This is a genomic window from Paraburkholderia kururiensis (assembly GCF_034424375.1).
In the GTDB taxonomy this organism is placed as follows: Bacteria; Pseudomonadota; Gammaproteobacteria; order Burkholderiales; family Burkholderiaceae; genus Paraburkholderia; species Paraburkholderia kururiensis_A.
Genome location: NZ_CP139965.1, coordinates 4,118,440 through 4,136,610 on the forward strand (window position 1 = coordinate 4,118,440; position 18,171 = coordinate 4,136,610).

Sequence of the window (18,171 nt, forward strand, 5' to 3'; positions counted from 1 at the left end):
GGCACGGCGCGTTCGTGCCAGAGCGATCCCTCTAAACGTGGGACGGCCGGCGCACCTATGATGAAGCACCTCGCGCAGGCGCCCCGGTGCATGGATGCTGGCTTCAGCGGATGCTGAACGACGCGTTCAAACGCAGGCGAATCGCACGGGCAACGCGCCGCGCGCCATCGCACAAGACAATCAAACAGAGACGATCCGGCGGTGCAAGGAACGGCCCCGCCGGCGCCCCACGCAAACAACGAAACACCAGACAACCGCCGTCTAAACCACGGCCACGCCGGCTGCCGAATTCGAGCACCCCAGCCGACGGATAAACGGAGACAGCAACATGGACGCGCAGGCCTTCGGCAAGACGCACGACGTGACCAACCAGGTGCCGCCGCTTGCGGACTACAACCTGTTCACGAGCGACGCAGCGCTGGTTGCCGCCGTGGAGCGCGAAGGTGCCGGCTGGCACACCGAGGCGCTCACGCGCGACGGCGCCGCGTTAACCACACCCGACGTGCTCGCCCTCGCCGATCTGGCCAACCGCCACACGCCGGAACTCTCCACGCACAGCCCGCGCGGCGAACGCATCGACGCGCTCGAATTCCATCCGTCCTGGCACACGCTGCTCGCGCTGCTGCGTCGCGAGGGGCTGCACGCGCTGCCGTTTTCGGACCCTCAACGCGGCGCCATGGCCGCACGCTGCGCGGGCTACTTCCTGCACGCGCAGCTGGAGTCGGGCTCGCTGTGTCCGCTCACCATGACCTTCGCGAGCATCCCCGTCCTGCAACGCGAGCCCGCGCTTTTCGAGACCCTGCGTGCGCCGCTCTATTCGCGCGACCACGACACACGCGACCTGCCCTACACACAAAAGCGCTCGATGATGATCGGCATGGGCATGACCGAAAAACAGGGCGGCTCGGACGTGCGCACGAACCGCACCGAAGCGCACGCACTGGGCGGCAGCGGCGGACGCGGCGGCGAGTACCGGCTCGTCGGTCACAAGTGGTTCTTTTCGGCGCCGCAGTGCGACGCGCATCTGGTGCTCGCGCGCACCGGCGATCACGAAGGGCTCTCGTGTTTCTTCGTGCCGCGCTTCGCACCGGATGGCACGAAGAACGCCGTGCAGGTGCAGCGGCTCAAGAACAAGCTCGGCAACCGGTCGAATGCGAGCAGCGAAGTGGAATTCCTGAACGCGTGGGGCGTGATGGTGGGCGACGAAGGACGCGGCGTGCCCACCATCATCGAAATGGCGAACTACACGCGGCTCGATTGCGTGATCGGCAGCGCCGCGCTCATGCGCGCGGCGCTCGTGCAGGCCATTCACCACGCGCGGCACCGCACGGCGTTCGGCCGGCATCTGGCCGACCAGCCGCTCATGCAGAACGTGCTGGCCGACCTCGCGCTCGAATCCGAAGCGGCCACCGTGCTCTTCATGCGCCTCGCGCGCGCGTTCGAAGACGCCGCGAGTACGCCCGAAGCGCGCGCGTGGCGCCGCATCGTGACGCCCGCCGCGAAGTTCTGGGTCTGCAAGCGCACGCTCGAATTCACGGGCGAAGCGATGGAGGTGTGGGGCGGCAACGGCTACGTCGAAGAAGGCCCGATGGCGCGCTTCTATCGCGAGGCGCCGGTGAACTCCATCTGGGAAGGCTCGGGCAACGTGATGTGCCTCGACGTGCTGCGCGCCATGGAACGCGAAGCCGACGCGGCCCAGGCGCTCTTCGCCGCATGGCGCGACGACGCGCAGGGGCACCCGGCGCTGGGCGCGGCGCTCGTCAACCTGCTCGCCACGCATCAGGGCGACCCTGCCACGCGCGAGGCCAGCGCGCGACGCATCGCCCAGCAGCTCGTGCTGATCGCGCAGGCCGTGCTGCTCGTGCGCCACGCGCCGGCACACGTGGCCGATGCCTTCATCGCGACGCGCCTTGCCGGCGCAGCGGACGGTGCAGGCCACGGCGCAGCAAGCAGCGGTCGCGTCTACGGCACGCTGCCGGCCACGTTCGATCACGCGGCGCTCGTCGCTCGCGCGTTTCCGGCATGAGGCGTGAGGCCTAAGCGCTTCGACAGACGCAACGAAGAATCGAAAACATTCGAACACAACGCGGCGTCCCCAAACCACAGACCGCGCATCGCCGCTGCCGGAAAGCGCGGCATCATCAGCACCACCAGGGAGAGCACAGCATGAAGAACGACTTGCCGGACCTTGCCGCACTCGACGCCCTGCTGCGCGAGCAGCGCGAAGCGTATCTGCGGGCGCCGTACCCGTCGTGGGAGCAGCGCGCGCGCCATCTGAAGGCACTGCGCGCCATGCTGCTCGACAACCGCGATGCGCTGGCAGAAGCCATGAGCGCCGACTTCGGTAATCGCGCCAAACAGGAAGTACTGCTCGCCGAATTCCTGCTCGCGAAAAGCGAAATCGACGAAGCGCTGAAGCACGGCAAGCAGTGGATGAAGCCGCAGCGGCGCAGCACCAATCGCTGGCTGCGTCCCGCGCGCGTGAAGGTCGTGCCGCAGCCGCTCGGCGTGGTGGGCATCGTGGTGCCGTGGAACTATCCGGTGCTGCTGGCCGCAGGGCCGCTCATCTGCGCGCTCGCTGCCGGCAATCGCGCCATGATCAAGATGTCCGAGTTCACGCCGCGCACGTCGGCGCTGTTCGAAACGCTCGTCACGAAGACCTTCGCGCGCGACCACGTGGCCGTGGTGAATGGCGATGCCAACATCGGCGCCGCCTTCACGGGCATGCCGTTCGATCATCTGCTCTTCACGGGCTCCACGCGCGTGGGCCACGAAGTGATGCGCGCCGCCGCGGCGAACCTCACGCCCGTCACGCTGGAACTGGGCGGCAAGTCGCCCGCCATCATCGGGCCGCACGCGCGCTTCGACTACGCCGTGGATAGCCTGCTGCTCGGCAAGACGCTGAACGCCGGGCAAACGTGCGTCGCGCCCGACTACGTGCTCGTGCCGCGCGGCCGCGAAGACGCGTTCGTCGCGCGTGCCCGCGCGCGCATCGCGAAGCTGTACCCGGACCTGGCGCGCAATCGCGACTACACGACGATCATCTCTGAGCGCCATTACGCGCGGCTGCAACGCCTCGCCGACGAAGCGCAGGCAGCCGGCGCGCAACTGCACGCGCTGGCCGATACACCGTCGGACGCCGCGAGCCGGCGCTTCGCGCCCACCGCCATCACCGGCGCACCGGACCATGTCGCGCTGATGCAGGAGGAAATCTTCGGGCCGCTGCTTCCCGTCGTGCCCTACGACACCCTCGACGACGCCATCCGTTACATCAACGCGCGGCCGCGGCCGCTTGCGCTCTACCTTTACGACGACGACGCGGCCACCGTCGAACGCGTGACGCGCGAAACGATTGCGGGCGGCATGGCCGTCAACGAGACGCTGATGCATCTGGCCTGCGAGAGCCTGCCCTTCGGCGGCGTGGGCGCAAGCGGCATGGGCGCGTACCACGGCTACGACGGCTTCGTGACGTTCTCGAAGATGAAGCCCGTCTTCACGCAGGCGCGCCTCAACACGCGCAACCTGGTGGCGCCGCCTTACGGCAAGGTGTTCGACCGGTTGATCAGGACGATGCTGCGGTTTTAGCCGCGCAGGGCGGGCCGGAGCGATAGAGACCGGGCGGGACACGGCATAGCGCCCGCGATGGAAGGGGAGCGAGCGACGCGTCTGCCGCCCTAACTGCCGGGCAAACGTGGAAGGCCGCCGGGCGGTGGACCGCCGGGTGACGGACCACCCAGCAACGGTGTCGACGGCCCCACGCCGGGGCCCGGACCAGCGGCACCACCCGGGCCGCCGCCCGCCGCCGCTGCGCCCGTGCCGCTCGCCTCGTCGGCTGCCCGATCGTCCACCCCGCTTTCAAGCCGATGCAGCCACGCCAGCAGTTCGGCCACCGCTTGATAGAGCTTGGGCGGAATGCGCGCGTCGAGGTCCACCTGCATCAGCAGCGAAACCATCTCCGGCGCTTCGTGCACGTAGAGCCCGGCTTCCTTCGCGCGCTGCACGATCATTTCGGCGACGAGGCCGTAGCCCTTCGCCACCACGCGCGGCGCGACGGTGTCGTTCTGGGCGTCGTAGAGCAGCGCAGCCGCGCTCTTGCGTTGCGTGCGGCTCATCAGATGTCCCAGTCGAAGTCGAGATGGGTCGTGCGGGAGGCCACGGGAAGCGGGCCTTCCGTTGCGGCCGACGCGGGTTGCGTGCCGGCTTCGTCCGCTGCATCGGCGGCATCTGCGGATGCAGCGCCGGGAATCTGGATGTGCGTATCGGCGGCGGTTCGCGCGTAGGCGCTCGCGGCTTCGGCTGCCGGTCTGGGCTGGGCCGCCTGCGCGGGCTGGAACGGCTGGCCGGCGAAGCCCGCGCCCAGCGGTTCGGCGTCCCCCGCCAGCGTGCTGCCACCAATCTCCCGAATCGACAGACCCTGCAGCGCAATGCCCGCCGCCGCCAGCGCGCGCCGGAACGTCTCGCTTTGCGCCGCGAGCCGCGACGCGCCGCCCGGGCTCGCCTGCACGCGCGCAACCAGCCCGTCGCCCGTCAGCGTGAGTTCGGCATCCACGGTGCCGAGCGTGGGCAGCGAAAGCGTGACACGCGTGCGCCACGGCAGTTCGCCCGCCTCCATGCCCGCGTTGCGCGAGCGCTCGCCGCCTTCTTCTTCGATGGTCCAGTCGAGCCGCACGCCCGGCCACGCCTCGCCGGTCCAGCGAAACTGCCCGGTCGCGAGCAGATCGAGCTGCTGACGCACCACGGGAATCGTCGCCGGATGCACGGCGGCCGCATTCGCCTGCGCGGCATCGGAGGAGCCGGACGTTTGCGTTTGCGCCGCGCTGCCGCCGTGCAGCAGGGCGCGCAAGGTCTGCGCCGAAGGCGGCGTGAACGCCGCCGCGTAGGCGCCGGGCTCACCGTGAAATGGCCCGACCGCGCCCGCCGTCTGAGGCGGCGCGCCGAACGGCCGGCCCGTGCCCGCGGAGGCGTTCGCGTCACCAGAGGCGGCAAAGCGCTGCCCGAATGCGACTGCGGAGCCGGGTCCGGTCCAGGGGGCGTCGAGGTCGTCGGGGGCGCCGTTCCAGTCGGGCGGCATGGTGGCCGCGGCGGCCACGAGCTGGTTCTGCGGCTCGCCCGCGAGCTGGGCAGGCGTGCGCATGCCGGCCAGCCATTGGGCGAGGTGAGCTTCGTAGAAGAGTCCGCTTTCGGAGACGGTCTGCTGGAGCGCGGCCGCGAGCGCGGTAACGGGCACCTGAACCGGCGCGACCACGGCGCTGGCGGCTCCGGCCGCCTGTGCACCGGCGCCTGCCGCGGTGTTCCCCGCCGTGCTTCCTTCCGTGCTCGCGGCGGCGCCGGCAGTACCCGCCGTCTGCGCCCCGGCCTGCGCCGCGGTAGCCACTGCCGACCCCACACCCGCCCCTTCGAGCAAATCCGCAAGCTCGGCCCCCGCCACGGCGGCCGCCCAGGCCGCGCTATTAGCGCTACTGGCGCTATCGGCAGTTTGGGCGGTCAGAACGGTATGGACGTCGAGTGCAGGCGCCGCGGGCCAGATGGGCGCCGTGCCGATCACGGCGGGCGTGGCGTCGCCGCCCGAGCGCACGATGGCGTCGAGCGTGAGGGCCACGGCGGAAAGCGCGGTCTGGGCCGAGGCGGGAGGTGGTGGCGGTGGCGCCGGCACAGCGCCGGGCTGGGCCGCGGTGCCAGCCGCCAGTGCGGATGCGCCGGCCTGCGTAGTACCCGCGGCGCCCGTGGGGCCGGTCGTGAGCAGACTGTCGAGGCGGCTCGCGGCGAGCGCAGCCGCTACCGGTTCGATTCCGTTCATGCGCTCCCCAAGATGCGTCGCCCCGTACCGCCGGCACGCGCCGCAGCCCGCGGTCCAGAGCCGGGCGGCGCGACGGGTACGGGTGCAGCGCCGGTCCCTGCCGGCCTAAAGTCGCTGGTTACTCGCTGGTTATAAGAAAACGTCCATCGGAAAACGCCCATCACGCCCGCCCGTGACCACTTCTGCCAGGCCAACCCGGCGTGGCCACTTCAGCGGGCGCCGTACAACTCCTGCAACACGCGCGCCGGATGCGAGGCGCCTGAAAAAAGCCGCGAAAGCCTCGCCATGCGCGGGCTCGCGAGGTCGCGAATGGCCGCGTCGTCGGCGAGAATCCGGCGAATCAGGTCGTACTTGCGCATCCGTTCGGCGTCGCTCAGCTTCACGCCCTGCTCGGCCTCCTTGAGCGCCTCGACGAGACGCCGGTACTCGTCCTGCAGTCCGATCAGATCGTGCCAGAGCGCTTCGCGAGCCGCCGTCAGCATCCGCCCGGAAAGCGCTGCAATCGCCTCGTAACGGGCGAAATATTCTGCTTTCGAATTCATCTCATCGTTTCCGCGGACGGCTGTCCCGCCATCCGCGCGATCTCCGGGGCTATGCCCAACCAGGCCTCTTCGAGCGTTGCAATGAGACCGTCCACTTCGATCAGCATCGCTTCGCTCTGTTTTAGATTTGCTTCCACGAGGCGCCGCCCGATGTACGTGTAGAGCGCATCGAGCCGTTGCGCGATCTCTCCGCCCGCCTCCTGGTTCAGCGACACCTGCAGCCCGTTCTGCACGATGTTGATCGCCTTGCCGATAGCCTCGCCGCGCGCCGCGACGTTGCCTTGCTGAAGGTGCATGCGAGCCTGCGCGATCGCCTTGCGTGCGCCTTCGTACAGCATGGCGATCAGGCGATGCGGACTGGCACCCATCACCCCAGTTTCGACGCCTACGCGTGCGTACGCATTGGCTCCTGAATGGGCTGGGGAAAACATGGGGCGCTCCTCTTCTTGGGTCGGTGGGTACGGTGAGACCGCCTCGCATGCGCACATGCAAGGCGACCGCTGTAGCCGTGTTATCGGAAGAACGCGGGGAAGCTTTAGCCTGCTTCGAGGGAAGTCCACGGGGCCTGAACGGGGGCGCGCCGCACCTGCGCGTAGCCGTTCGGCGCCGCCGCAAGCCGCCGCGGACACAGGGTGGTAGAACCGGGCGCCGAAGCGCCGGGGGTCAGACCGACATCTGCATGATGTCGTTGTAGGCCGACACCAGCCGGTTGCGCACCTGCAGGCCGAACTGGAACCCGATGTTGGCCTTCTGCATGTCCACCATCACGTCGTTCAGGGACACGTTGGAAGCCCCCAGTTCGAACGCCTGGGCTTCGCCCACGGCGCTTTTCTGGTCCGAACTGATCTTGTCGAGCGACGCTTTGAGGGCCGCGGCGAAACCACCGGGCGTCGCGGCGCCCGAGCTTTCTTCGGCCTTCTGCGAGCCGCCGGCGGCCTGCGCCGCCATCGACTGGATCTGCGAGAGCGCCGACGAAAGCGCGTTCACGGGCAAAGTCATGATGTCTCCAGGAGCATGGGAAGGCTGGCCCGGCGCCGCCCGTTACAGGGGAATGCGAGAGGCGGCAGCGGGGACAGATGCGGCGCACGGACCACTATCGGCGGCCCGTGCGACACCTGGTCCAGCCTTGACGAAAAGCATAGCAGCGGGGTCTTTCCGAAAGACCGGAAAGAAGGGGGAAAACCCGGCTCTATTCGGACAATAGGGTTGCGGGGTCGTGCGGATAATCGGTGGCATGAAAGTCTGCGTCCGTACGCCCCCGGGACAGTTGACGAGAGGCATTCCGGAACGCGCCCAAGCCGGCGCGACACCGAAATAGCCTCCGCGGCCCGGGCGCCCGCCGGCTCGCCAGACGCCCGCATTCCGGAGATACCCGACGCATGGATTCGTCTGCCAACTCGTTGATCAACCCCGACGCCCGCATGGGCCTCGCCGGCGCAGGCCAGCCGGGCGCGGGCACGCCCGCCGCCGGCGGCCAGCCGGGCGCCGCGGACGACCTGGGCGGCGGCTTCGCGCAACGGCTGTCGTCGCTGCAAGGCCTGCGGCAGATGCGCGGCAACCCGCGTGCGCCGCTCATTTTCGCGGTGGCGTTGCTGGTGGCCATCGTGGCCGGCCTGATCCTGTGGTCGCGCGCGCCGGACTACAAGGTGCTGTACAGCAACCTCTCGGACCGTGACGGCGGCTCCATCATTGCCGCACTGCAACAAGCAAACGTTCCCTACCGCTTCAGCGACAGCGGCGGCGCCATTCTCGTGCCGGCCGACCAGGTCCACGAGCTGCGCCTGCGCCTTGCCTCCCAGGGGCTGCCCAAGGGCGGCGCGGTGGGCTTCGAGCTGATGGACAACCAGAAATTCGGCATCAGCCAGTTTGCCGAACAGGTCAACTACCAGCGCGCGCTGGAAGGCGAACTTCAGCAGACCATCGAATCCATTTCCAGCGTGCACTCGGCGCGCGTGCATCTGGCCATTCCGAAGGCTTCGGTGTTCGTGCGCGACAAGGAAGCGCCGTCGGCCTCCGTGCTCGTGAACCTGTATCCGGGCCGCGTGCTGGACGAAGGCCAGGTGTCGGCGATCACGCACATGGTGTCTTCGGCCGTGCCCGATCTGCCCGTGCGCAACGTCACGATCGTGGATCAGGACGGCAATCTGCTCACCACGTCGTCTTCGGGCGCCGGGCTCGACGCCTCGCAGCTCAAGTACGTGCAGCAGGTGGAGCGCACCACGCAGCAGCGCATCGACGCGATCCTCGCGCCGCTCTTCGGCGCCGGCAACGCGCGCTCGCAGGTGAGCGCCGACCTGAACTTCTCGAAGGTCGAGCAGACCGCCGAAACCTACGGCCCGAACGGCACGCCGCAGCAAGCCGCCATCCGCAGCCAGCAGACCAGCACGGCTACCGAGATGTCGCAGGGCGGCGCCTCCGGCGTGCCCGGCGCGCTGTCGAACCAGCCGCCGCAGCCCGCTTCCGCGCCCGTCGTCGCGCCGAACGGGGCGAGCGGCGCGGCGCCCGCCATCCCGGTGAGCGACCGCAAGGACCAGACGACGAACTACGAACTGGACCGCACCGTGCGCCACGTGCAGGGCGCCATGGGCGACATCAAGCGGCTTTCCGTGGCGGTGGTGGTGAATTACCAGCCGCTCGTGGACGCCAAGGGTCACGCCACCATGCAGCCGCTCTCGGCCGAAAAGCTCGCCCAGGTCGAGCAGCTCGTGAAGGACGCCATGGGCTACGACGCCAAGCGCGGCGACTCCGTGAACGTGGTGAACGCCGCGTTCACCACGGACGTGGACCCGAACGCCAACCTGCCGTGGTGGCGCCAGCCCGACATGATCGCGCTCGCCAAGCAGATCGGTACGTGGATCGGCATTGCGGCGGTGGCGCTGTTCCTGTACTTCGCGATGGTGAAGCCCGCCATGCGGCGTGCGTTCCCGCCGCCGGAGCCGCCCGCGGCCGCCGCGCTGGCCGGCCCCGACGAGCCGCTGCTGCTCGACGGCGTCACGCCGGTCGAGAAGCTGGGCGAAGACGAATCGGAACTCGCGCAGCTGGCCTTCGAAAACCAGAAGCACAAGTTCGAACGCAATCTCGAGTACGCCCGCACGATCGCGCGCCAGGATCCGAAGATCGTGGCCACCGTGGTCAAGAGCTGGGTCAGTGACGAATAACCCAGTGACGAATGACCCAGCGATGAATAACCCGGCGACGAACACTGACAGGCAATGGCCATGAACAACGAAGGCGTGATGCGCAGCGCACTGCTGCTGATGTCCATCGGCGAGGAAGAAGCCGCGCAGGTGTTCAAGTTCCTCGGCCCGCGCGAGGTGCAGAAGATCGGCCTCGCCATGGCGTCGCTCAAGAACGTGACGCGCGAGCAGGTGGACGACGTGCTCCAGGAATTCGTGCGCGAAGCCGAGCAGCACACCGCGCTTTCGCTCGATTCGAGCGAATACATCCGCAGCGTGCTCACCAAGGCGCTGGGCGAAGACAAGGCGGGCGTGATCATCGACCGCATCCTGCAGGGCAGCGACACGAGCGGCATCGAAGGGCTCAAGTGGATGGACTCGGCCGCCGTGGCCGAACTCATCAAGAACGAGCACCCGCAGATCATCGCGACGATCCTCGTGCACCTCGACCGCGACCAGGCTTCCGAAATCGCGGCATGCTTCACGGACCGCCTGCGCAACGACGTGCTGCTGCGCATCGCCACGCTCGACGGCATTCAGCCGGCCGCGCTGCGCGAGCTGGACGACGTGCTGACCACGCTGCTCTCGGGCAGCGACAACCTGAAGCGCAGCCCGATGGGCGGCATCCGCACCGCGGCGGAAATTCTCAACTTCATGCCGAGCCAGTTCGAGGAATCGATTCTCGAAAACGTGCGCCAGTACGACGCGGAACTCGCACAGAAGATCGTCGATCAGATGTTCGTGTTCGAAAACCTCCTCGACCTGGAAGACCGCGCGATCCAGCTGCTGTTGAAGGAAGTGGAGTCCGAGGCGCTCATCATCGCGCTCAAGGGCGCGCCGCCCGCGCTGCGCCAGAAGTTCCTCTCGAACATGTCGCAGCGCGCAGCCGAGCTGCTCGCCGAAGACCTGGATGCGCGCGGCCCGGTGCGCGTGTCCGAAGTGGAAACGCAGCAACGCCGCATCCTGCAGGTCGTCCGCAATCTCGCCGAGAGCGGGCAGATCGTGATTGGCGGCAAGGCAGAAGACGCATATGTCTGAGCACGACACCCGGCACGAGGCGGCCCGCCGCCGCGATGCCACGGCCTACCAGCGCTGGGAGATGGCGTCGTTCGACCCGCCGCCTCCGCAAGAGCCCGTCGACGACGGCGCATTCGAAGCCGAACTCCAGCGGCTGCGCGACGCCGCGCATGCCGAAGGCGTGGCCTCGGGCCACGTCGCGGGCCAGGCGCTCGGTTACCAGGCCGGCTACGAGCAGGGCCACGCGCAAGGCTTCGAGCAGGGCCTGACCGAAGCGCGCGCCCAGGCCGCGCAGATCGGCGCGCTCGCGGAAACGTTCCGTCAGGCGCTGGAAGGCGCGCAGGCCGACGTGGCCGAAACGCTCGTCACGCTCGCGCTCGACATCGCGCAACAGGTGGTGCGCCAGCACGTGCAGCACGACCCCACCGCGCTCATCGCGGCGGCGCGCGAAGTGCTCGCCACGGAGCCCGCGCTCACGGGCGCCCCGCAACTCGTGGTGAGCCCGGCCGACCTGCCCGTGGTGGAAGCGTATCTGCTGGAAGAACTGCAAACGCGCGGCTGGACCGTGCGCACCGACCCCGCCATGGAACGCGGCGGCTGCCGCGCACAGGCGGCGAGCGGTGAAGTGGACGCGGCGATCAGCACGCGCTGGGAGCGCGTGGCGGCCGCCCTTGGAAAAGTGAGCACGTGGTGAAGCAACCGACCATCGACGCCATTCGCGCAAGCGACCTCACGCCGCTCGAACAGGAGCTGGCGCTGGCGTCGTTCGGTCCGCAGGCGCCCGTGCACGACGCCGCGCTCGCGGCCAATCCGTATCTGCAGGCGTGGCGCGGCCGGCTCGACGGCCTGCGCGAGCGCAATGCGCGCGCGCTGCCGCTGCGCGCCTGCGGGCGCCTCACGCGTGCCGCGGGCCTCGTGCTCGAAGCGGTGGGCCTGCGTCTCTCGGTGGGCGCCGAAGTGATGATCGAGCTGCCCGCAGGCAGTTCGTTGCCGATGGCCGAAGCCGAAGTGGTGGGTTTCTCCGGCGACAAGCTGTTCCTCATGCCCACCACCGAAGTGGCGGGCCTGCTGCCCGGCGCGCGCGTCTATCCGCTCGAAACGGTGCCGATCGCCGACCCGATGGCGGGCGCGAAGCGCCTGCCCGTGGGCTGGGAGCTGCTGGGCCGCGTGGTGGATGCCTCAGGCCGCCCGCTCGACGGCTTCGGGCCGCTCGGTTCGAAAACCGACGCGCCGCTCACCGCGCCCTCCATCAATCCGCTGAACCGCGAGCCCATCCACAAGGTGCTCGACGTGGGCGTGCGCGCCATCAACGCGCTCCTCACCGTGGGACGCGGCCAGCGCATGGGCCTGTTCGCCGGCTCGGGCGTCGGCAAGTCGGTGCTGCTCGGCACGATGGCGCGCTATACGAGCGCCGAAGTCATCGTGATCGGTCTGATCGGCGAACGGGGCCGCGAAGTGAAGGAGTTCATCGAGCAGATTCTGGGCGAAGACGGCCTTGCGCGTTCCGTCGTGGTGGCCGCGCCCGCGGACGTGTCGCCGCTGCTGCGCATGCAGGGCGCGGCGTACGCGACCTCGCTCGCCGAATATTTCCGCGACCAGGGCAAGCACGTGCTGCTGCTCATGGATTCGCTCACGCGCTACGCGATGGCCCAGCGCGAGATCGCGCTCGCCATCGGCGAGCCGCCGGCCACGAAGGGCTATCCGCCTTCGGTGTTCGCGAAGCTGCCGGCACTCGTGGAGCGCACCGGCAACGGCCCGGCGGGCGGCGGATCGATCACGGCGTTCTACACCGTGCTCACCGAAGGCGACGACCAGCAAGATCCGATTGCCGACTCGGCGCGCGCGATTCTGGACGGCCACATCGTGCTCTCGCGCGCACTGGCCGAAGCGGGCCACTACCCCGCCATCGACATCGAAGCCTCGATCAGCCGCGCGATGACGGCGCTGATCGACGACGCGCATCTCGACAAGACGCGCATGTTCAAGCAGATGCTGTCGCGCTATCAGCGCAACCGCGACCTCATCAACGTAGGCGCCTATTCGAGTGGGCGCGATCCGGTACTCGACCGCGCCATCTCGCTGTACCCGCGCATCGAGGCATTCCTGCAACAAGGCTTTCGCGAAAGCGCGAGCTTCGAGTCGAGCGTTGCGATGCTCGGCGCCCTCTTCGGTGAAGGAGCATGACCATGACCCAGCAGACTCCGCTGCAAACACTGATCGGCCTCGCGCAGGACGACGTGGATGCAGCCGCGCAACGGCTCGGACGCGTGCAGCGCGAACGCGGCGAGGTCGAGGCGCAGTTGCAGTCGCTGCTCCAGTACCGCGACGAGTACCACGCCCGCTTCACGAACTCCGCGCAGAACGGCATGCCCGCGGGCAACATGCGCAACTTCCAAGCGTTCATCGATACGCTCGACGCCGCCATCGAACAGCAGCGGCGCCTGCTCGCGGCCGCCACGGCGCGCGTGGAGGCTGCGAAGCCCGAATGGCAGCGCTCGAAGCAGAAGCTGGGATCGTATGAAGTCCTGCAGGCGCGCAGCGACGCGACCGAAGCCAAACGAACGGCACGGCGCGAACAGCGCGACTCCGACGAGCACGCCGCACGTGCGCTGCGCATGCGCACGCACGGCCTGTGAAGCGGACGTCGCACTGACTACGCTTGACCACGCTCAACCACGATTAATCACGACCGGATACACGCACTCACGGAATCCAGCATGTCGCCACTTTCATTGATCAGCTCCCTGCTTGGCGGGTCGAGCAGTGACAACAACAGCCGCCAGGCCGCCAACGCCGCCGCGAACAGCGCGCAGTCATTCGCGCAGACGCTGCAGCAGAGCATTGGCGCGCAGTCGTCGGACTCGAGCGCATCCAGCAACGCGCAGCAGAACGCGAGCAACGCAGCGAGCAGCGCGGCTTCGTCTTCATCCGCAGCGGCCGCTTCTTCGTCGGCACAGGCCGCGGCGAACGCGTCTGGTGCATCGAACGCCTCGAATACATCGAACGCGGCGCAGTCTTCTTCGTCGGGCAACAGCCAGTCCACCACGGATGCGCAGTCGAGCGCGCCCACGGACTCGACGACGGCCGGCACCGGCAAGTCGTCGAGCAGCACGAAGAGCGCGAGCAACGGCAATTCGCAAACGCAAGGCGACGGCACGCAAAGCGCAACCGAAGCGGCCACCCAAGCCGCCGCAGCGGCAGCAGTCGCGGCTCAGCTTCAGGCACAGGCCCAGGCCGCTCAGGCTCAGGCGCAAGCTCAAGCGAGCGCGGGCAACGACGCCGCGTCGAGCAGCGACACGAACAGCCCCACGGCCACGCTTGCCGGCATCGCTGCGACAACCGCGGCCGGCGCCGCCGCGGGCGCGGGCGCGGGCGCAGCGGGCAGCGCGAGCGCAGGCAAGACCACGGCGACGGCAAGCGATCCGAAGTCGGTGCGCGATGCCCTGCAAGCCGCCCTTGCCTCGCTCACGAACGGCCAGGGCGCAGCGCTCCAGGCGTCGGGTGCGGGCACAACAGGCGGCGGTACGGCCGACAGCGGCAACGGGTCCGCGGCCAACGGCTTCGGACTCGCGAGCGGCCACGGCAACGCCAAGGGCGCCGCGTGGACCACCGCCTTCGCCGACGCGCACAACGGCGCGAAAGACGCACAAACGACCGCCGCCGGCACGAGCACCGCAACGACGGCAGCCACCGCCGACGCCACCGTGAAAAGCATGGCCGATGCGCTGGCTTCGAATTCGAACGCGACGCAGAGCAACGCGATCCAGGCCGCGAGCGGCGCCGACGCCGCGCACGCCGCCCAGGCCCTGGCATCGGCCCAGGCCGCCGCGACGGCACCGGCCCAGGTGGTGCAGCAACCGGGCATGGCTGCGGCAGCCAACGCCGCCGCGCTCAGCCCGCAGGTCGGCACGCCCGACTGGGAAGACGCGCTGAGCCAGAAGGTGGTGTTCCTCACCAACGCACATCAGCAGACGGCGGAACTCACGCTCAACCCGAAGGACCTGGGCCCGCTGCAGGTCGTGCTCCAGGTGGCCGACAACCACGCGCACGCACTCTTCGTCTCGCAGCACCAGCAGGTGCGCGAGGCCGTGGAAGCCGCGCTGCCGAAGCTGCGCGAAGCAATGGAAGCCGGCGGCATCGGCCTCGGCAGTGCCAGCGTGAGCGACGGCTTTGCGCGTCAAACGGGCCAGCAGGCCCAGCAGAACGGCCAGGGCTCGTCGGGCAGCGGCCGTGGCAACGGCGGCGTGACGGGCACGGCGGGCATCGACGACGGTTCGGTGAGCGCAGCCGCAACGGCCACGGTCAGGCGAACGGTGGGAATGGTCGATACGTTTGTTTGAGCAGTAAATAGCGCAGTGCCGTGATCCTGGGCCGCTTCGGTCCGGGATCGTCAGATCCTTCTCTTCTTCGCAGCGTCGTCGTTATCGCTGCCGCGTCTCCCGCGTCATCCTCCAATGGCGCCGCGCAATGTGCGCGAGCCGCCTCTCGCCTCTCGAGCATCCGGTTCACAATTGTTCGATTAAGGGTCGCGCCTAATAGCATGCATCGAGCATGACATTCGCCGGCAATGACCGCGCGAGGTAAAGGCTGGCTGGGTTTTGACCATTAGTGACAATATCCGCGCCCCGCCGCTGCTACGGTTAGCCGGCTTAATCCGGCCCGTTACCCGTCCTGCCGAAAAGCGATCTCCAGCTCAACGACCGTCCTCCCCATACGAACTGACACGTCATGATCATCAGCCCGCCCTTTCTGCCCGCATCGGGGCTCACGTCCACCGACGCATCGAAGCCCGACCCCATGATGGATGCCGTCGACAGGTTCGAGCTGGCGCACGGCGTCTATCCGGTCGCAGCCGACCGGACCTGGCATTGCGGCTCCCATCTTGCGCCGGACGTGCACGGCCCGGTCCATGCCATCGCCGACGGCGAGGTGGTGGCGTACCGCGTCTGCCAGCATGCGATGGATGACGGCAACGGCAATGCGGGTTTCGTGCTGCTCAGGCACGCCACCGAAACCGGCGACGGACGCGCGCTGACGTTCTATTCGCTCTACATGCACCTGCTGCCGCTTGCTGAATACCACACGTTCGGACACGACGGGACCCAGCTACCGGCGTTCCTGCACAAACCATCCGGGCCGGATACCCAGGGCAAGGTCACGCCTGCGGCGAAGGGAAACGGCCAGAAGGTGCGGCGCAAGGATGTGCTGGGTTTTCTCGGGCGCTATCAGGGCGTCACCTACATGCACTCCGAGATCTTCATGACGCCGGGCGATTTCGAAGCGTATTTCGGGCACACGCAGCTCGGAGTGACGTCGCCGGCAACAGCGACAACCTCGGACTGCTGGGGGCATACCTGTTTCACCATTCCTGCGGGACAGCAGTTTTACGCATTGCCCCAGGGAACGGACGCACACGGCAAACTCCACGGCATCGCCTTCAAGGCGGGCTACGCAGGCACGAATGCCCTGCCACTTGCCGTGGAGATGTACTTCAGCAAGGGAGCGAAGTACACCAACGTCTGGAGCATTGCGGCGGACGGCTCGCGCACGCTGCTCACATCCGCGCCGGTCGAGGAGAAGGACTACGAATACGATCTGTACCATCGCGCAACGGCGCTCTACGAAGCCTGCCCCAGCGACGGATACGAGATGCTGCGCTTCGGGCGCATTCTTTCAACGCCTGCGACCCTCCCGGAGGCAGCCCGTGCGACGTGGGTGCAGATACCCTACGACACGGGGAAGCAGGGTTACATCGATATCAGCAGGGCAGAGGTCAAAAAGCTGTCTGACGCGGATTTCCCGTCCTTCATGGGCTGGCAGAAGATCAGTGAAGGCAATACACCTTTTGGCAGTGACGGCCTGTGCGATGTCGACCTGTTGAAGAAGCTCGTCAGGGACGCTGCGGCCAGCGAGCAGCCCACAGTCGTGAAGGAAGCCACTGAAGTCCAGAAGGCAGACGCACTTTCGTACTATGTGAAGGGCCATGAGGAGGTACGTCGGGCCCTGCGCGGATTCATCTGCAACGCGCCGAGCGAATGGGATAGCACGCACAACGAGACGCGCTTCGCGAAGCTGCTCGACGAAGGCGGGTTCTATCACGGCAACCGGAAGGGCTACGAGGATTTTCTGAAGTACCTCAAGGAACTGCAGTTCTGGGACGTGACGGGGTTGCCTGCGGGGCAGAAGCTCTGGTTTTTCCATCCGCTCGCGTTTATCCGGCACTTCAGGAAGTGTGGGTGGTTGAGTAAGGGGGAGACGGTTCGCTGTATCCGTAAGACGATTAGAGACCACAACCGTGAGGTCGTCCCTCTTTCGAAGTCTGAGGTGATCAAGCGACTTACCGAGGTAGCAGAAAGGCGCCCGGCAAATCTACATCTTAATTTTCAGATCGCAGCGCGGAAATACGGAATATCGTCCAGCAGCTTGCGCCTTGCTCATCTTTTCGGTCAGCTGACAGCGGAAACAGGCCGCCTGGAATTTATGGTCGAAGGGGGCAAACCGGAATATTTCGATAAATACGAGCCCGGTCATCCGGAGGGAGATGCGGTCGGCAATACCGTAAGGGGCGACGGCGTTCGATTCAAGGGGCGCGGCATTATTCAGATTACCGGGAGATCAAATTACGAGAGCTATGGCTCGTATCGCTGCATGACATTTAACAATGACGAAACTAGCTCTCTAATCTCAACGGATCCATACTGCACATGTGATGCGTCAGGTTGGTACTGGGCGCAGAAACAAAGGCTCCAGCTAGTTAAAGATCCGGAGACTCATAGAAAGAAGTTTATTCCATTGGGTAAACTGAGTATTAATTACTGGGCAGATCAAGGAGCGGACGACAAGGCAATACTTCAGGTGACGAAATGTGTCAACCCGGCGGGGCTTTCCTTGGAATGGCGAAGCCAGGGATTCAGAAATGCTTTTTACGAACTGAATGATGAAGTCGCTCAGAATTCTGACTACAAACCGACAACTTGATGGCGTCATATGAAAATAACAATTTTTACCGCCCTTGGCATTTCTGCACTTGCAGTTGCAATCACTGTTGCGAATGGCAAGGAGCCTGAGCGTATCTCGCGGGATGACTGCCATGCAACTTTCCTGGTGCCGAATGGCTTGGAATATGTCGAGATAAATGGCGCAAAAATTTCTGGCAACAACGAGTGCTATATCGCGTTTCGTTATACTGGAGATTTAAAAATAAAGCCCAGACCCAATCCTCCTTCCACGGCGGACGATTGGCGTTGGCTGACGGATTTCGTGCTTGCAGTTAAAGGTGAGTCTTTGGGAGATGGTCTTACTAAAATTAAGACAAGCGAGGGGCTAGAGCGACCGGGGATGTTTAATTTGGTATCAAATGAGCATTTTCAAATTCCAGGGGGCGAGGTGTATGTGTTGCGTTATTCGGCATTAAAGCCGACGAAAAATATGCTTCGACTAAATGAGACCGAAGAGACAATTTTTGCGGCCGGAAATGATTCCCGCTCAGTATCTTACATTCAATATACAGGAGCAAGGATGACTAAGAATGATAAGAATAAGGCTGCATTGTATAGAAGCTTGTTTTCATCATTTAGTTTCGAAAGCTCAACCACGACCCCGTAAATCGATGATTGACGCGGGTGACGCTACAGTATCG

The 18,171-nt window shown here is 66.5% G+C and carries 15 protein-coding genes; 10 read left to right on the forward strand and 5 right to left on the reverse strand.

The features are described 5' to 3' along the window. Nucleotides 1-328: 328 nt before the first annotated feature. Entirely contained in the window at nt 329-2,026 is a 1,698-nt protein-coding gene (locus U0042_RS18515) for an isovaleryl-CoA dehydrogenase (protein WP_114815092.1), read from the forward strand. 140 nt (nt 2,027-2,166) lie between these two features. Further along, nucleotides 2,167-3,585 (forward strand): coniferyl aldehyde dehydrogenase, encoded by a 1,419-nt coding sequence (locus tag U0042_RS18520; RefSeq protein WP_114815091.1) that lies wholly within the window; start codon nt 2,167-2,169, stop codon nt 3,583-3,585. A gap of 89 nt (nt 3,586-3,674) precedes the next feature. Here the strand turns inward: U0042_RS18520 and U0042_RS18525 are convergent, their stop codons facing one another. The 5 genes from U0042_RS18525 to fliE form a co-directional block, all read right to left on the reverse strand. Beyond that, nucleotides 3,675-4,112, reverse strand: a complete 438-nt coding sequence (locus U0042_RS18525) for an EscU/YscU/HrcU family type III secretion system export apparatus switch protein (RefSeq protein WP_114815090.1) — start codon at nt 4,110-4,112, stop codon at nt 3,675-3,677. Continuing rightward, nucleotides 4,112-5,797, reverse strand: coding sequence for a flagellar hook-length control protein FliK (locus tag U0042_RS18530; RefSeq protein ID WP_114815089.1), 1,686 nt, complete (start codon nt 5,795-5,797; stop codon nt 4,112-4,114). The genes U0042_RS18525 and U0042_RS18530 overlap by 1 nt, the downstream gene beginning before the upstream one ends. 209 nt (nt 5,798-6,006) lie before the next feature. After that, complete coding sequence (locus U0042_RS18535; RefSeq protein WP_114815088.1) at nt 6,007-6,339, reverse strand: flagellar protein FliT; 333 nt, start codon at nt 6,337-6,339, stop codon at nt 6,007-6,009. Beyond that, the gene (gene fliS, locus U0042_RS18540) at nt 6,336-6,770 is read right to left on the reverse strand and encodes a flagellar export chaperone FliS (RefSeq protein WP_114815087.1); all 435 of its coding nucleotides are present in this window, start codon (nt 6,768-6,770) and stop codon (nt 6,336-6,338) included. Before fliS ends, U0042_RS18535 begins: the two co-directional genes overlap by 4 nt. A 232-nt stretch (nt 6,771-7,002) precedes the next feature. Beyond that, nucleotides 7,003-7,338 (reverse strand): flagellar hook-basal body complex protein FliE, encoded by a 336-nt coding sequence (gene fliE / locus U0042_RS18545; RefSeq protein WP_114815086.1) that lies wholly within the window; start codon nt 7,336-7,338, stop codon nt 7,003-7,005. A 380-nt stretch (nt 7,339-7,718) separates the two neighbouring features. Here fliE and fliF point away from each other — a divergent pair, with 380 nt between their 5' ends. The 8 genes from fliF to U0042_RS18585 all read left to right on the forward strand — a co-directional run bounded on the left by fliF (nt 7,719) and on the right by U0042_RS18585 (nt 18,137). Continuing rightward, nucleotides 7,719-9,497, forward strand: coding sequence for a flagellar basal-body MS-ring/collar protein FliF (gene fliF / locus U0042_RS18550; RefSeq protein WP_114815085.1), 1,779 nt, complete (start codon nt 7,719-7,721; stop codon nt 9,495-9,497). A gap of 60 nt (nt 9,498-9,557) precedes the next feature. After that, nucleotides 9,558-10,553, forward strand: a complete 996-nt coding sequence (gene fliG, locus U0042_RS18555) for a flagellar motor switch protein FliG (RefSeq protein WP_114815114.1) — start codon at nt 9,558-9,560, stop codon at nt 10,551-10,553. Then, nucleotides 10,546-11,226 (forward strand): flagellar assembly protein FliH, encoded by a 681-nt coding sequence (gene fliH, locus U0042_RS18560; RefSeq protein WP_114815084.1) that lies wholly within the window; start codon nt 10,546-10,548, stop codon nt 11,224-11,226. The genes fliG and fliH overlap by 8 nt, the downstream gene beginning before the upstream one ends. Beyond that, nucleotides 11,223-12,716, forward strand: coding sequence for a flagellar protein export ATPase FliI (gene fliI, locus U0042_RS18565; protein ID WP_114815115.1), 1,494 nt, complete (start codon nt 11,223-11,225; stop codon nt 12,714-12,716). The genes fliH and fliI overlap by 4 nt, the downstream gene beginning before the upstream one ends. Before the next feature lie 2 nt (nt 12,717-12,718). Then, nucleotides 12,719-13,168 (forward strand): flagellar export protein FliJ, encoded by a 450-nt coding sequence (fliJ, locus tag U0042_RS18570; RefSeq protein ID WP_114815083.1) that lies wholly within the window; start codon nt 12,719-12,721, stop codon nt 13,166-13,168. Between the two features lie 81 nt (nt 13,169-13,249). Further along, a complete protein-coding gene (locus tag U0042_RS18575) occupies nt 13,250-14,872 on the forward strand; it encodes a flagellar hook-length control protein FliK (protein WP_114815082.1) in 1,623 nt (540 codons plus the stop codon). Between the two features lie 388 nt (nt 14,873-15,260). Further along, nucleotides 15,261-17,510 (forward strand): peptidase M23, encoded by a 2,250-nt coding sequence (locus U0042_RS18580; RefSeq protein WP_327204988.1) that lies wholly within the window; start codon nt 15,261-15,263, stop codon nt 17,508-17,510. A gap of 9 nt (nt 17,511-17,519) precedes the next feature. Beyond that, nucleotides 17,520-18,137 (forward strand): hypothetical protein, encoded by a 618-nt coding sequence (locus tag U0042_RS18585; protein ID WP_157977927.1) that lies wholly within the window; start codon nt 17,520-17,522, stop codon nt 18,135-18,137. The last annotated feature ends 34 nt before the right edge of the window (nt 18,138-18,171 follow it).

Bases quoted from the DNA above. Each gene is read 5' to 3' on its own strand.
- U0042_RS18520 (WP_114815091.1), top strand. From the start codon at position 2,167: ATGAAGAACGACTTGCCGGACCTTGCCGCACTCGACGCCCTGCTGCGC.
- U0042_RS18580 (WP_327204988.1), top strand. From the start codon at position 15,261: ATGATCATCAGCCCGCCCTTTCTGCCCGCATCGGGGCTCACGTCCACC.
- fliF (WP_114815085.1), top strand. From the start codon at position 7,719: ATGGATTCGTCTGCCAACTCGTTGATCAACCCCGACGCCCGCATGGGC.
- fliJ (WP_114815083.1), top strand. From the start codon at position 12,719: ATGACCCAGCAGACTCCGCTGCAAACACTGATCGGCCTCGCGCAGGAC.
- U0042_RS18525 (WP_114815090.1), bottom strand. From the start codon at position 4,112: ATGAGCCGCACGCAACGCAAGAGCGCGGCTGCGCTGCTCTACGACGCC.
- U0042_RS18585 (WP_157977927.1), top strand. From the start codon at position 17,520: ATGAAAATAACAATTTTTACCGCCCTTGGCATTTCTGCACTTGCAGTT.
- U0042_RS18515 (WP_114815092.1), top strand. From the start codon at position 329: ATGGACGCGCAGGCCTTCGGCAAGACGCACGACGTGACCAACCAGGTG.
- fliG (WP_114815114.1), top strand. From the start codon at position 9,558: ATGAACAACGAAGGCGTGATGCGCAGCGCACTGCTGCTGATGTCCATC.
- U0042_RS18535 (WP_114815088.1), bottom strand. From the start codon at position 6,339: ATGAATTCGAAAGCAGAATATTTCGCCCGTTACGAGGCGATTGCAGCG.
- fliS (WP_114815087.1), bottom strand. From the start codon at position 6,770: ATGTTTTCCCCAGCCCATTCAGGAGCCAATGCGTACGCACGCGTAGGC.
- U0042_RS18575 (WP_114815082.1), top strand. From the start codon at position 13,250: ATGTCGCCACTTTCATTGATCAGCTCCCTGCTTGGCGGGTCGAGCAGT.
- U0042_RS18530 (WP_114815089.1), bottom strand. From the start codon at position 5,797: ATGAACGGAATCGAACCGGTAGCGGCTGCGCTCGCCGCGAGCCGCCTC.
- fliE (WP_114815086.1), bottom strand. From the start codon at position 7,338: ATGACTTTGCCCGTGAACGCGCTTTCGTCGGCGCTCTCGCAGATCCAG.
- fliH (WP_114815084.1), top strand. From the start codon at position 10,546: ATGTCTGAGCACGACACCCGGCACGAGGCGGCCCGCCGCCGCGATGCC.